A 14016-nucleotide genomic window follows, 5' to 3' on the forward strand; every position below is an offset into this window, starting at 1 on the left:
ACCTCAACGCCACGCGCGATTCAGCAACAGCCTCCCCGCCCTCCGAAAGGACTCACGACCTGCGCAGCGGCACTACGACCTGTTCAGCGGCATCAGGACCGCCGACACGAAGTCGACGACCGTCGGCGCGATCGCATCGAGGTCGCCTGCTCGTTGTTCGACCGACCGAATGATCAGCTCACCGATTCCCGCGACGACGGCTGCGGCCATCATCGGCGTCGGTACCTGAATTCGGTCGTCGACCTGTTGGGCTTGGGCGGCGAGGTGTTGCAGCTGGGCCGCGACGTTGATCTGCACCGCGCGCCGTGCGGGAGACGTCGTCAGACCGGCGGAACGCATTGCAGCAAAGTAGGCGTAGGTGAGGTTCGGGTGCGCTGCGAGGGTGCGTAGCAGAGCCCCGACCGACTCTCGAACGAATTCCTCCGACGGCGACGTGCCGACCTCCACACTCGACATCGACTGCAGCATGTACTGGCCGAGCATTTCGTGGCAGGCGAGCAAGCAGGCTGCCTTGTCTGCGAACTCCTCGTAGAAGGTGCGCCTGGAGACACGTGCGCGGGCAACGATGTCAGCGATGGTCGTCGCCGGGTAGCCCTTCTCCGCGACGACCGCTGCCATCGCTTCGACCAATCTCAGACGTGCTTCGCGCGCAACACCTGTTTCGTCGACCTCGCTCATGCATGCTCCCCATCCGTGTAGCTGGTACCTCAGCGTACCGCAGGCTGACCTGCACTTTGAGACAAGCGCCACAAGCACTTGCCAGGTGGTACTCCGACGTACCATCATTCTTTTCAGGCGGTACGTCACAGTACCAACAGCAACGTGATCCACCTCTCACCGCTCGTCCACCACGCCAGCCAGGAGCCACACAGTGATCGTCGAAACCCTCTCCGCAATCGCCGACCTCCCCATCGTTCGCGACATCGTCGGCACCGACTCGAAGCCGCTGGCGAATCGACGGGTCGTCATCACCGGCGCGTCCTCCGGTATCGGAGCGGCAGCAGCAATCCAGATCGCCGAAGCCGGCGGCACCCCGATCCTCGTCGCCCGCAGTCTCGACAAGCTGACCGAGGTCAAGGAGACCATCGAAGCGGCGGGCGGAACCGCCTTCGTCTACAGCTGCGACGTCACCGACGCAGAATCGGTCACCAACCTCGTCGCCACCCTCGTCGCGGAGCACGAGTCGATCGACATGCTCGTCAACAACGCAGGACGCTCGATTCGACGGTCTCTTGCGCTGTCCCACGACCGCTTCCACGACTTCGAACGCACCATGGCGCTCAACTACTTCGGCGCAGTTCGATTGATCATGGAACTACTCCCCCACATGCGCCAGCACGGCTTCGGCCACATCGTCAACATCTCGTCGATCGGCGTCCAGACCAACACACCCCGCTTCGCCGCCTACGTTGCATCCAAGTCCGCGCTCGACGCATTCAGCCGCGTCGCGGCGAGCGAGGTCCACGGCGACGGTGTCACCTTCACCACCATCCATATGCCCCTCGTTCGTACTCCGATGATCGCACCGACATCCATGTACGACGCGTTCCCGACACTCTCCCCCGACGAGGCAGGCGAAATGGTGCTGCGCGCACTCGTCAAGCGCCCCAAGGAAATCGGAACACCGATCGGCACGCTCGGCGAGCTCACCTACACGCTTGTCCCAGGCGTGGTCGACCGAATCCTCAACAAGGCCTACGACGTCTTCCCGGATTCGCATGCCGCTCAGGGTGTTACACCGATCTCCGACGAAGCCGGCAAGCCGAGTAGTCGAACGAAGGCAATCGCCAAGGCCTCGATCGCACTGACCGATCAGCCGCTGTCACGTGGCGCAAAGCGGATGGTCCGGTTGCTGCCGGGCATCCACTGGTGACCTGACCTCTTCCAGCATTCCGAACACCCGAACCGAAAGAAAAGACAATGAAAAACGTTGCAGGCAAGAAGGTCCTCATCACCGGCGCGGCGATGGGAATGGGCAAGATGTACGCCCAACTCGCGGTCAAGGAACGCGCCGCCGAAGTGATCCTGTGGGACATCAACGAATCCGCCCTCGAGGAGACCGCAGCCGGACTCCGCGGAGCCGGCGGTAGCGTAACGACCTACGTCGTCGACGTCGCCGATCGTATGCAGATCGAAAAGGCAGCAGCCGCAGTGCGTGCCGATGTCGGCGACCCCGACATCGTGTTCAACAATGCCGGTGTCGTCCGTGGCAATTCCTACTTCTGGGAGACGGACAACGCCCGCGACACCGAATTCACGATGAAGATCAATTCGCTCGCACCGATGTTCATCGCCCGCGAGTTCCTTCCCGCAATGATCGCTTCGGGCAACGAATCCCGGCTGATCAACGTCGCGTCGGCCGCAGGCTTGTCGGCCAACCCCCGCATGGCGTCGTACTGCGGATCCAAGTGGGCAGCGGTCGGGTGGTCCGATTCCGTTCGGCTGGAACTCGATCAGGCCGGTCACCACCACGTCAAGGTGACCACAGTGTGCCCGTACTACATCAGCACAGGAATGTTCGAGGGTGCGAAATCGGCTCCGCTGCTTCCGATCCTGAAGCCCGAGGACGTCGTCGACGAGGCCTGGAAGCACATGAAGAAGGGTTCGCCGTTCGTCATCCTGCCCAAGACCGTCATGCTCGGCGAGGCCTTCAAAGTGCTGCCGACAAGCGTGCGCGACTTCGTCGCAGGTCGCGTCCTCGGAATCTACAAGACGATGGACGACTTCACCGGACGCAAGTAGCAGCTCCGCCCCCAATACCGAACGACTCAGCGCAGCAGGGACTTTCAGATGACTCTCGCACTCGTGGCACCGCAGACCGATACCAACCGGTTCTCCGACGCCGTCGCCAACGCCGGCAGTAAATTGCTCTACCACGGGGTCGCGGATCTGCGACGGTCCCCGCGCACACTGATCGACCTCGGTCCGCAGCGTGCTGTGTATCGGTATCAGCCGACCGCAGAGGTGCGATCAGGACCCGTTCTTCTCGTCCCACCGCTCGCTGTCGCGGACACGTGCTTCGATCTGCGACGCGGGTGCAGCCTGGTATCGCACCTCGTCGACGGCGGCCGGGCAACGTACGTCGTCGACTACGGCCGGATCTCCTTCGACGACCGCCGCCTTGGCATGGAGCATTGGATCGACGACGTCCTTCCCGCAGCGATTCGGGCAGTCAGTGCCGATGCGGGCGGGCAGCCGGTGCATCTCGTGAGCTGGAGTCTCGGCGGTGTGTTCTGTCTGCTGACGGCAGCCGAGCACGCGGACTTGCCGATCGCGTCGATAACGCCGATCGCGAGCCCAGTCGATTTCCATGCGGTCCCGATGGCGGCGCCACTGCTTCCGGTCGCGAAACTGACCGGCGGAGCCATCCTCACACAGCTGACTCGATTGCTCGGCGGCGCACCGAAGCCCATGGTGCAGAGGGCATTCCAGCTCAGTAGCGTGACGAGATATCTGACGAAGCCACTTACCCTCGCCACCAACCTGCACGATCGCGACTTCCTCGCGCAGATGGAAGCCGTCGACGAATTCACTCGGAACATGACGGCGTACCCGGCACGCACGTTCGGACAGATCTATCAACGTCTGTTCCGGCACAACGATCTGGCGGACGGCACACTCGAACGGTCGGCAGGCAGAATCATCCGACTCGCCGACGTCACCGTGCCGGTCCTCGTCGTGGCAGGAAAGGGAGACACCATCGCACCGCTCGCGTCGGTCAACCGGGTGGTCGACCTGCTCACGGGTTCACCACGTGTGCGCTCGCGGGTTGCCCCCGGTGGACATCTCGGAGTGCTGACCGGCAGGGCTGCCCAGACATCGACCTGGGCCTACCTGGACGAATTCCTCGATGAGGTCTAGGGCGCTCCGCGCCTAGGTTCCGTGGCGCCCTGCGCCTGCCGCGAATCGACTTGCACCTTCGAACGTCCCGTTTGCGAGAGAGATTGCGCCGTGGCGTAATTCGTTGAGAATGGCTTGATCCTCGTCGAGTCCGTCTTGCTCGAGCAGCGACAGCCGATCCTGCCGCATACAGACCTGAGGAAGCGCGGCCAACTCGCGCCCGAGTTGTTGGGCCGCCGCCAGCGCGGTGCCCTTCGGAACCTTGCGATTGATGAGTCCGATTCGCAATGCTTCGTCTGCATCGACCGGTCTTCCGGTGAGAATCAGGTCCATCGCGACGCTGGTTCCGATCAACCGCGGCAACCGGACAGTGCCGCCATCGATCAACGGGACACCCCAGCGTCGGCAGAAGACGCCGAGCACCGCATCCTCTTCGGCGACTCGCAGATCTGCCCAGAGCGCGAATTCGAGACCACCCGCGACGGCGAAGCCGTTGATCGCTGCGATCACCGGTTTGCCGAGCCGCATGCGGGTCGGCCCCATCGGGCCGTCGCCGTCGGGGGCGAAGCGGTTGCCGCCACCCGAACTGATCGCCTTCAGATCGGCTCCAGCGCAGAAAGTTCCACCCTCACCGGCAAAGACTGCGACGGCGGAACCCTCGTCCGCGTCGAACGCCCGGAATGCCGCGGCGAGTGCGTCTGCGGTCGCGCGGTCGACCGCATTGCGCACCTCAGGTCGATTGATCGAGATCGTTGTGACGGGGCCGTCGTGGCTGACGAGAACTGTTGTTGCCATGTCAGGACTCGGCTTTCGGTTCCGCCGTATCACGTGCTTCGAACTGCGCTCGCTTCCAGTCGCCGTTCGGCTCGTCGCGCTCACGGACGGCCTCGCGGAAACCGACTGTGGCCGAGCGTAGTTGGAACGCATAGCCCTCACGGGTGTGCCGCGAGACCCCGTCGAAGACCGTGCTGATCATTGCCGAGTTCGCGACGCCCTGCGCCAGCAGCACGCTGTTGAGTGCCAGCTTCGCCATTACCAACTGGTTGATCGGCATTCGCGAAATACGTTCCAGCAGTGCCTCGGTCCGCTCGTCGAGTTGGTCGGCAGGCGGTGCCTCGACCGCGAGACCCCACTCCTCTGCCTGTTTGCCCGTCAAACAGTCGCCGGTGAACAACAACCGTTTCGCGCGTTGGTCTCCGAGTCGGTGTGCCCACATTCCCGCAGCTGGGATGCCCCATACCCGAGTCGGCGGGTAGCCGATCTTCGTGTCGTCGGCGCAAATGATCTGGTCGGCGTACAACGCGATGTCGGTTCCACCCGCAATGGCGAAACCGTGCAGCTTTGCCACAGTCGGCTTGTTTGCGTGCAGCAGGCTGGCGAACCCACGATTGAACCGGCTCATCATCGCGTAGTCGACCATCGGATCCCACGTTCCCCATGGATTGTGGTTGCGGGCCTGCACCATCGGATCGAGGACAGTCCCCTCGGTGGAGGTCTGACCCGTCTCCGGATCAGCGCTGTTCTCGGCGAAGATCGACAGGTCGTATCCACCGCAGAACCCTTTGCCACGTCCCGAGACCACCATCACGTGGACCCGCGGATCCAAGTCGGCGCGTTCGACGGCGGCAGCGAGTTCGATCGGGGTATCCGCCGTGATCGCGTTGCCACGCTCGGCACGGTTGAACGTAATTCTTGCGATGCGATCGGTCACCTCGTAGGTGAGCGTGCGGTATTCGGTGCCGGGATCACGCTGGCTTCTGTCCGTGAACAGCGAATCCTTGCCTTCGGTGATGCCCTCGCGCCATGCCGCTGGACGCGTTCCGGAGTGGTGCTCGTAGTCGGGCACTGTTGTCCTCACTGCCGCAGTTCTTCGTGAGGCCGCGAGCTCCAGCTCGGCGACCACTAAGAAGTGAACTGCGATTCAGCTCTTGAGTCAAGGGCCGGGCACGACATCCTTCGTCAGACGCGTCGCCGCGTCAGCGACCACGGACGGTGTCGTACCGATCGGCAAGCGGTTGCGCGGCATTCATGGCGGCGAGAGCATCGGCAAGCGCGACCGACTGATCGGGACTCAGCGCTTCGAACATCTCCGCCTGTACCGAATCGAGCAACGCCCGAATCCGGGGCAGCGTGATCTGGCCCTTCTCTGTCAGATCGATGAGATATCGCCTGCGATCGCTGGGATGACGGTGTCGTGCCGCTAGCCCCAAGTTTTCTAAATCATCCAGTGTCGCAACGATTGTCGCAGGATCGACCCGCAAGTGCGCACCCACGTCGGCCTGCGACATTCTGCCGTTGTCCTGCAACGCCTGCAGGACGTTGTAGTGACGAACGCGCACACCGAGACCGAGCAGTCGATCATCGGTCAGCCGGGACGCAACCTGCCCCAGCTTGAGTAGTGCGCAGATTGCGTGATCGGCTGCCGAGCCGGGCACCAACATCGCATCTGTCGCCACTGAACCACTCCCTGTCGTTGACATGATCGGTTTCCATGAACACAATATTGACAAACACGCCGATTTGTCCAACAGTATGTTCCACAAACCGTTGAACATGCGTATCGATCACTGGCCAACGGCGGCGACATCGGAGGACCCACAATGACCCGTTCGATCATCGACAACTCGATCGAACCCGGCCTGTCTGCTGCCGTCACCGAGCTCTACGAACGTGCCAAAGCGAAGGTCGGCGACGAGGACCTTGCACATATTCGCAATGTCGCCTCCTACTCGCAGGCGATCAAGGAACGCAGCCGCGAACTTCTTCGCGACGGCGGCACCCCGGATTCGGTTCGTCGCGGTGCCGTGCAGTACGCGCTACACATGCTGCTGGAATTCTCCGAACTCGGGCACAACATCCTGCACGGCAGCTACGACCACCTCGACGACGAACAATTCCATTCGGATCGCTGGCAATGGGACATCAACGCCGATCCGAACGAGTGGAAGGTCTTGCACCACCAGAACCATCACCCGTTCACCAACATCGTCGACAAAGACCACGACCTCGGCTACATGGTGGCGCGGGTGCAACCAGGTCAGGACTGGCTCGCCCATCACGTCGCCCAACTTGCCTGGGTGCCGGGCGTTCTCCTGTCTCATATGTACTACTTCGGCTTCTATACGGCCTTCTCAGCTGCCCGAACCGAAGGCCGCCCAATTCTGCACCCGGCGACGGCGAAGGCAATGTCGACGGTCATCGCGGAGCATGCCTGGCGGGACTACATCCGCGAACCGCTGCAGGCAGGTCCGCGATTTCTGCACACGCTGGTGGGAAATCACGTTGGGACGACGCTCGGCACCGGGTTCACGCTGCTGCTCGTTGCGCTCGAGCATCACACGCCCAACGTCGAGGTGTTTCACGACCCAGGTCCCGACGAAACCCCGGACCAGTACTACGAGCGGCAAATTCGTGCGACGACCAATTTCGACCGCTCAGCGCGCCTCGATTCGTGGTTGCAGAGCATGCTCGCCGACGTCGACTACCCGACCCCGCCCGACTTCGAAGTCTTCTACGGTGGCCTGGATACCCATCTGGAGCACCATCTTTTTCCCGACCTGCCGCCGAACCGCCAGCGCGAGCTGCAGCAGGACGTTCGTGAGCTCTGCGCTCGATACGATCTGCCCTACAACACCTTTCCCTTCGCCGACCTGATTCCCTTCGCTTTGCGCCAGCTGGCGATACTCGCCTTCCCAGTCGGCGAGCGGGAAGGACGCAACCCACTGCGACTACTGCGGGCACCGTTCGACACTGTGAAACGACTTGCCTACGGCGCTCGTTTCAAGCTGAATCCGGAGTTCCCCTACCTCGAAGCGCCGCGCTTCTTCGACGCCAAGGCAAAGGTACTGTCGTCGAAAGTTCACGCGGACGGCCAAGCGCGGTCGTTCAAGATCGCGCGGCCCCGCGGTTGGGACGACATCACCTGGGATGCAGGTGCATTCGTTTCGGTACGGGTCGAAGTCGGCGACGAGGCGCTGGTCAGGCAGTACAGCTTGTTGAACGACAGCGCAGGCGCGGAGCATTTCGAAATCTGCGTCAAGCGGGTCGAAGACGGACGGGTGTCGAACCACCTGAACCGCGCGGTTCGCTCGGGGCACCGGATCACGCTCGTCGGCCCGCCAAGCAGTGTTGGACCGTTCGTGCTGAAGGAGCTGCCGAAGCGGCCAGTCTTCGTCGCCGGCGGCGTCGGAATCACCCCTGTTCTCAGTATGATTCGCAAAATCGCGCGAGAGGCACCCGACACGGACGCGGTGTTGCTGTACTTCAACCGCAATGCCCGCTCTATCATCTTCGATCGAGAACTGCGCGATCTTGCAGCGCACACCAATCTCCGCGTCGTCAACTTCTGTGGCGAAAAGCCATCAGCTCGACGCAACGATATTCTGCAAGAGCGGATTTCGGCCGATCTGTTGCAGCGCTTCGTACCCGATATAGCCGAACGTGACGTTTATGTGTGCGCGCCGGGCGCCGTCATCGATCTCGCACGGACGTTCTGCTCGGAACTAGGGCTGCCCGAGACTCGATTCCATACCGAATCTTTCGTCCCACCCGCACTCGACCGGCCAAGCGAAGGAGCTGACGACTCGTACCGAGTCAAGTTCCGCCGCAGCGAGATCGAGCTCGACGTCGACGGTTGCACGACTTTGCTGGAGGCCGCCCGCTCTGTCGGAATCGACGTGCCGTCCGGTTGCGAGCGTGGTTTGTGCAGAGCATGCGTCACCGGAAAGTTCCGTGGCGTAACACAACTCGACGAGTCCGGTGCCCAGCTCGCTCGGATCACGGTGTGCAACAGCCTTCCCCGATCCGACATCGAACTCGACCTCTAGCAACCGACTGCCCGCCGACGCGAAGGTCATCATGATCGCAAGTCCACTGCCCCGCATCCCCTACGCCAAGGCAGCCAAAACTCTTCTGCGCCAGTCCGTCCTCACCGTCGTCGACGAGCTCATCAGAAAGGATGGCTGGGCGGCGACCAGCGTTGCGACCGTAGCCAACGCGACCGGCGTCAGCCGACAAACCATCTACAACGAGTTCGGCTCGCGACAGTCGATCGCCGAGGCCTACATCCTGCATCGACTCGACATTCTGCTCGATGCCGTCTCGGCGAAAGTGCTCGGCAACCCGGACGTCGAACAGGGTTTCCGCGAAGCGTTCGAGCTCTTCTTCGACATGGTCGACGAGCCCGTCATACAAACAGTTCTCGCAGGCGATCGGGCGAATCTGATCGACCTGGTGAAGGTCGTGAACGAACGCGCTACCGATCGACTCGCCGCCGTCATCCTGCAGGTACGCCCACGAACCTCGGAAAGTGACGCAATCATTTTCGCCGACTCGTTGGCGCGCATCGCGGTCGCGCATGCCATGGCGCCGACACTTCCCCGTCCGGTAGCGATCGAACGCGTGGTGCGGCTTTCGACGGTCGTCCTCGACGCGCCTTAGGCGGCTTAGGCGGCTCCGTCGCTCGTGCGTCTTTTCGGAGGGCGGACCCACCAAAAAGACTCACGAGGCGCGGAGCGCCCTCGTCGATAGATCGTTCTACAGTCGATCGTCATACAATCGGTGTTCCAGTTCCCGAATTCCATTAAGGACACCAGGTTGGCCGCCGATACCCGCACTCGAATCGTCGCCGCTACCTGCGAATTGTTCCGTCGTCAAGGTATGGCAGGCACCGGTCTCAAGCAGATCGCTCAGACCGCCAACGCACCGTTCGGCTCGATCTACCACTTCTTCCCTGGCGGCAAAGCCGAGTTGACCGAAGAGGTGATCCGGTCCTGGGGAGTGATGTACCGCAACCTCGTCGTGACTGTCTTTCAATCGTGCCCAGACCTACCCACCGCAATCGAAGCATCGTTCGCCGGAGCAGCGGAAAGCCTTGCGCTGACCGACTACGCAGACGGGTGCCCGGTTGCCACCGTCGCACTCGAAGTCGCGAGCACGGACGAGACCCTGCGAATCGCAACGGCAGACGTCTTCACCGATTGGGTCGACGTCGGTTCCGACCTCATCGCCTACACAGGACTTCCGGCCGACGTGCGCCGCCGTCTGATGATCGGGTTCATCACGAGCCTCGAGGGCGCCTTCGTTCTCAGCAGGTCGCTGCGCAGCAAGGAGCCGCTCGAGGCGGCCGGGCATATGGTTCTGCAGTCCACGCTGGCAACGCTGGCCGAACACGCTGCTCGAGCAGGGTGAGTCGGACCGTCGCCTAAGTTGGAGTCATGACGATGCAGAAAGGCTCGAACGTCGCTGTCCACGCTCCCGCCGTCCGCGTAGAACTCGGCTGGCAATCAGGACAGGGCGTGCCGGATGCGGATGCGTCCGCACTACTGCTCGCGGGCGGAAAAGTGCGGTCGGACAACGACTTCGTGTTCTACAACCAGCCGAACCACCCATCCGGTGCAGTCAACTACGAAGGCAAGAACCGCGGACAGACCGTAGTGGACGCACTGTCGGTCGCGCTCGATCGAATCGAACCCGCGATCGAGACGATCGTGGTCGCAGCATCGGCCGACGGCGGCAACTTCGGGCAGTTCGCGGGCCTCTACGTGCGCGTGGTCGACGCAGCCAACGGTGCAGAGGTCGCACGGTTCGACAGCACGGGCGCTACAACGGAGACCGCTTTCGTACTCGGCGAGCTCTACCGTCGTCAGGGCGGCTGGAAATTTCGCGCCGTCGGCCAGGGCTATGCCTCCGGACTCGCCGGTCTGGCAACAGATTTCGGAATCTCCGTCGACGACGAACCACCCCCGCCACCCCCGCAGCAGCACTACGCGCCGCCACCTCCGGTGAACATGAACAAGATCTCCCTCACTAAGAACGCACCCGCCATATCGCTGACGAAACAGGGTGCAACCTCCGGCCTGATGCGGGTCAATCTGAACTGGAGCGCACGCCCGGGTGCGGCGAAGGGCATGTTCGGAAAGCGCAGGAGCGGAGTCGATCTCGACCTCGATCTGTGCTGCCTGTGGGAGTTGATGGACGGCACCAAAGGATGCATTCACGCGCTCGGCGACTTCGGAGCGCTCGACCGCGCGCCGTACATCATGCTCGACAAGGACGACCGCACCGGCGGCAACGTGAGCGGCGAGAACCTCGACATCAATCTCGACTTCACCGGTCACTTTCGACGGATCCTCGTATTCGCCGAATTATACGAAGGCGCAGAGGATTTCCGCGGAGTCGAGGCAACTGCGACCCTGTATCCGGTCAACTCAGCGCCCATCGAAATGAGCATGAACGACTGCCACGATGCGTCGAGGGACGCCGTCCTCGCCGTCATCGAGAACATCAACGGAGAGCTTGTCGTACGTCGTGAAGGTGTGTTCGTCCTTCCACCCGCGGGCCGACCGCGGTGGGGCAAGCAATCGGTCGACGAGGCGTACCGGTGGGGTCTGAATTGGGTTGCAACGAAGGGCAAGGGCTAGGGTGCGCGCTTCAGCTTTCGCCAGCCACCGGCGCGGTTGTTCGCAATGATCTGTGCGAACATCGCGCCGAGTGCACGGGTCTCGACTTCTTGCCCCTGCCAGTAGGCGACCGTGCGTGCGGTCTTGTTGTCGTGACCTGCCGTGATGATCCCGTCTGGATCGGGAACGATGCCGCCGTCGTAGAGAAATATGTTCACGTGGTCCTTCGTCGCCAGGAGCGCGCAGATGTTGCCCTGCAGCACGAAATAAGGCTGGACCGTCCGTTTGATCGTCTCCTCGACCTCGGGGTCGGTCGCATGCACGAGGTCGCGCACTGTTCGGCAGATGTCTTGCTGCCAGTCCGGCAAGCCGTCGATGTAGGTGTCGACGCGTTCGTCACGCTCGTAGGTCATGAACTACCCTTTCGTGGAATCGGCACGGAACAGGAATCTTTCTGCACTGCTTGCGCTTTGGTGCGAAGGAACCGCTGTTGCGGAATGCTCGTCGCCAGGTCCGCCGCCGCGAGGTAGGCAGCCCGCGCGCCCGTGGAATCACCGACCTGCTCCAACAGATGCGCTCGAACCGCGTGCAGACGGTGGTCGTGTGCGACTCGGTTGTCGTCGGCGAGCTTGTCGATGCGAGCCAGACCCGCGACGGCTCCATGCACCATCGACATTGCGACCGCATGATTGAGCGCCAACATCGGATTATCGGAACCGCCCAGCAGCAGCTCGTACAACGCAACGATCTGCGGCCAGTCGGTCGCCTCGTACGACGAGGCCTCGTCGTGCACCGCGGCGATGGCAGCTTGCAGTTGAAACGGCCCTGTCACACCTCGTGGCAGTGCGGAGGTGATCAGGCCGATTCCCTCGGCTATGTAGTCCGAGTTCCACAACGTCCGGTCCTGGTCCGCCATCGGAATCAGCTCCCCTGTCGGCCCGATGCGAGCCGGCCTGCGCGAGTCGGTGAGCAACATCAACGCTAGGAGACCGGTCACCTCGCTGTCGTCGGGAAGCAGCGCGTGCGCCAACCGCGCCAGCCGAATCGCCTCGGTCGACAGTTCGACGCGATAAAGACTTGTGCCTGCGGTACTGGCATAACCTTCGTTGAACACGAGATACAGCACATGCAGCACCGTGCCGAGCCGTTCCGCTCGCTCGGCCGGCGGCGGCAGGCGAAAGGGCACACCGCTCGTTTTGACGCTTTGCTTCGCGCGGGTGATGCGGCGCGTCATCGTCGCCTCCGGCACCAGAAACGCACGAGCAATCTCGCCCGCGGTAAGCCCACCGACCGCTTTCAACGTCAAAGCGATCTGCGACGACGGTGACAACGACGGGTGACAGCACATGAACAGCAGCACGAGGGTGTCGTCGGCGTCGGCATTCGGCCGGTCCGCGGCGGGGGCAAGCCAATCTGCTGGTAGCACGCGTTGAACGACCGTATCTTCGCGACGACGGCGAGCTTGTTCGCTGCGCAACAGATCGGTGAGCCGCCGCGACGCGACCGTGATCAACCAACCGAGCGGGTTGTCGGGGATCCCTTCGCTCGGCCATTGCGTCGCCGCCGCAAGCAACGCCTCCTGCACGGCGTCCTCCGACGTGTCGAAATGACCGAATCGGCGAACGAGGGCACCGAGTACCTGCGGCGCCAGGCGACGCAGTAGGTCCTCGTCCATGGCTCCTGACACCGCCTGTCGGATCCCCTGTTCGTATTCACCGTCACGAGCAACTTCGGTAACAACTGTTGCACCTGCGACCAAAGTTACGCATGGTGCGCCGCAAATCATGGATACTGCTTCGGTGACGCTGACCAAACGTACCTGTTCCTCCGTCATCTCGACGGTGCTGCTGGCTCTCGCAGGCTTGCTGGTCGCGACCCCGGTGACGAGCAACGCAGCACCCTCCGACTGGCGCTACACGATGGTCGCTTTCAGCAACGTCAGCGACCGTGACCTGGATGTGTACGAGTCGAGCGACGGTAGCCAATTCCAGCCCGTTCGACTGTCGGCCTATCGGCCCCAGTCGGGCGTTGTGCGTGACCCGAGCATCTTCCGGCACACGGACGGCGCGTACTACATCACCTACACAACTGTCGACGGAGCCAATATCGGCTTCGCGCGCAGCACCGACCGCGTCAACTGGACGCCCATGGGCTCCTGGCCGGTCCCGTTCTGCTGCTTCCTGATGCCCGGTACCGGCGATGGCAAGGGCCCTGTAAATCCGTTCTTCTCAGGCTCTGCCGGGTTCAAGGACGGCCCGTCGCTCTCGCCGTTCACGACCAAAGCCTGGGCACCCGAATGGTTCGTCGAGGGCGACCGCGTAAGTGTGATCCTGTCGATGTCGACCGGTGGCGGGTTCGTGCCGTATCTGATGACGGCGCTCGACCCATCGCTGCGACTGTGGGGTCTGCCTGTTCCGCTTGCCGGGATCGGCGCGGACCACATCGACACCACCGTGGTCAAGGTGGGAGCGACCTATCACGCGTTCACCAAGAACGAGACCAAGAAGGTGATCCAGCATGCGGTCGCGCCGTCGGTAACCGGTCCCTATTCGTATGTGCCGGATGGCAATTGGGGCTCCCTGCTGGAGGGCCCGGCCGTCACGCAGTTGCCGAACGGCACCTGGCGGATCTACCTGGATGCGTACACGGAAGGGAAATATCTCTACTCCGACAGCACGGACGGACTGCAAACGTGGTCGCCCGTGCAGGAAGTGCCTGGTCTCTCCGGCACGGTGCGCCATTTCGGCGTGATGCGAGAGCCCGCATAGAACGACCG

At 62.7% G+C, this 14016-nt stretch carries 14 protein-coding genes; 8 read left to right on the forward strand and 6 right to left on the reverse strand.

The features are described from left to right. Positions 1–72: 72 nt before the first annotated feature. Positions 73–678 carry a TetR/AcrR family transcriptional regulator gene (locus tag ACHIRB_RS09785; protein WP_395125956.1) on the reverse strand — a complete coding sequence of 202 codons (606 nt, stop codon included), beginning with the start codon at positions 676–678 and terminating at the stop codon, positions 73–75. Between the two features lie 193 nt (positions 679–871). Between ACHIRB_RS09785 and ACHIRB_RS09790 the strand changes: the two genes are divergently transcribed. Genes ACHIRB_RS09790 through ACHIRB_RS09800 form a run of 3 tightly spaced genes read left to right on the forward strand, consistent with a single transcriptional unit; the run spans position 872 to position 3861 of the window. Further along, the gene (locus ACHIRB_RS09790; protein ID WP_395125955.1) at positions 872–1873 is read left to right on the forward strand and encodes an SDR family NAD(P)-dependent oxidoreductase; all 1002 of its coding nucleotides are present in this window, start codon (positions 872–874) and stop codon (positions 1871–1873) included. A gap of 47 nt (positions 1874–1920) precedes the next feature. Next, positions 1921–2742 (forward strand): SDR family oxidoreductase, encoded by an 822-nt coding sequence (locus tag ACHIRB_RS09795; protein WP_199701864.1) that lies wholly within the window; start codon positions 1921–1923, stop codon positions 2740–2742. Positions 2743–2790: 48 nt separating this feature from the next. Then, a complete protein-coding gene (locus ACHIRB_RS09800) occupies positions 2791–3861 on the forward strand; it encodes an alpha/beta fold hydrolase (RefSeq protein ID WP_395125954.1) in 1071 nt (356 codons plus the stop codon). A 12-nt stretch (positions 3862–3873) separates the two neighbouring features. Here the strand turns inward: ACHIRB_RS09800 and ACHIRB_RS09805 are convergent, their stop codons facing one another. From ACHIRB_RS09805 to ACHIRB_RS09815, 3 genes are all read right to left on the reverse strand, one after another. Next, positions 3874–4635: a crotonase/enoyl-CoA hydratase family protein gene (locus ACHIRB_RS09805; protein WP_395125953.1), complete on the reverse strand. Its 762-nt coding sequence runs from the start codon at positions 4633–4635 to the stop codon at positions 3874–3876. A gap of 1 nt (position 4636) precedes the next feature. Then, positions 4637–5686, reverse strand: coding sequence for a crotonase/enoyl-CoA hydratase family protein (locus ACHIRB_RS09810; RefSeq protein WP_395125957.1), 1050 nt, complete (start codon positions 5684–5686; stop codon positions 4637–4639). A gap of 130 nt (positions 5687–5816) precedes the next feature. Continuing rightward, on the reverse strand, positions 5817–6296 hold the full coding sequence (locus ACHIRB_RS09815; RefSeq protein ID WP_395125952.1) for a MarR family winged helix-turn-helix transcriptional regulator: 480 nt from the start codon (positions 6294–6296) through the stop codon (positions 5817–5819). A gap of 144 nt (positions 6297–6440) precedes the next feature. Here ACHIRB_RS09815 and ACHIRB_RS09820 point away from each other — a divergent pair, with 144 nt between their 5' ends. From ACHIRB_RS09820 to ACHIRB_RS09835, 4 genes are all read left to right on the forward strand, one after another. Next, on the forward strand, positions 6441–8666 hold the full coding sequence (locus ACHIRB_RS09820) for an FAD-binding oxidoreductase (RefSeq protein WP_395125951.1): 2226 nt from the start codon (positions 6441–6443) through the stop codon (positions 8664–8666). 31 nt (positions 8667–8697) lie between these two features. Continuing rightward, a complete protein-coding gene (locus ACHIRB_RS09825) occupies positions 8698–9279 on the forward strand; it encodes a TetR/AcrR family transcriptional regulator (RefSeq protein ID WP_395115614.1) in 582 nt (193 codons plus the stop codon). 156 nt (positions 9280–9435) lie between these two features. Then, entirely contained in the window at positions 9436–10029 is a 594-nt protein-coding gene (locus ACHIRB_RS09830; RefSeq protein WP_395115613.1) for a TetR/AcrR family transcriptional regulator, read from the forward strand. Positions 10030–10055: 26 nt separating this feature from the next. Then, positions 10056–11261 (forward strand): TerD family protein, encoded by a 1206-nt coding sequence (locus tag ACHIRB_RS09835; RefSeq protein ID WP_395127681.1) that lies wholly within the window; start codon positions 10056–10058, stop codon positions 11259–11261. On the opposite strand, the gene ACHIRB_RS09840 is transcribed toward ACHIRB_RS09835, so the two are convergent. Both ACHIRB_RS09840 and ACHIRB_RS09845 read right to left on the reverse strand, forming a co-directional pair. Further along, a complete protein-coding gene (locus ACHIRB_RS09840) occupies positions 11258–11653 on the reverse strand; it encodes a DUF1801 domain-containing protein (RefSeq protein ID WP_395115611.1) in 396 nt (131 codons plus the stop codon). The two genes, ACHIRB_RS09835 and ACHIRB_RS09840, sit on opposite strands and share 4 nt — an antisense overlap. After that, entirely contained in the window at positions 11650–12915 is a 1266-nt protein-coding gene (locus tag ACHIRB_RS09845; protein WP_395125949.1) for an RNA polymerase sigma factor, read from the reverse strand. The genes ACHIRB_RS09840 and ACHIRB_RS09845 overlap by 4 nt, the downstream gene beginning before the upstream one ends. A gap of 109 nt (positions 12916–13024) precedes the next feature. Here ACHIRB_RS09845 and ACHIRB_RS09850 point away from each other — a divergent pair, with 109 nt between their 5' ends. Continuing rightward, positions 13025–14008, forward strand: a complete 984-nt coding sequence (locus ACHIRB_RS09850) for a glycoside hydrolase family protein (RefSeq protein ID WP_395115609.1) — start codon at positions 13025–13027, stop codon at positions 14006–14008. Positions 14009–14016: the final 8 nt, after the last annotated feature.

Source organism: Antrihabitans spumae (assembly GCF_043944905.1).
GTDB classification, from domain to species: Bacteria; Actinomycetota; Actinomycetes; order Mycobacteriales; family Mycobacteriaceae; genus Antrihabitans; species Antrihabitans spumae.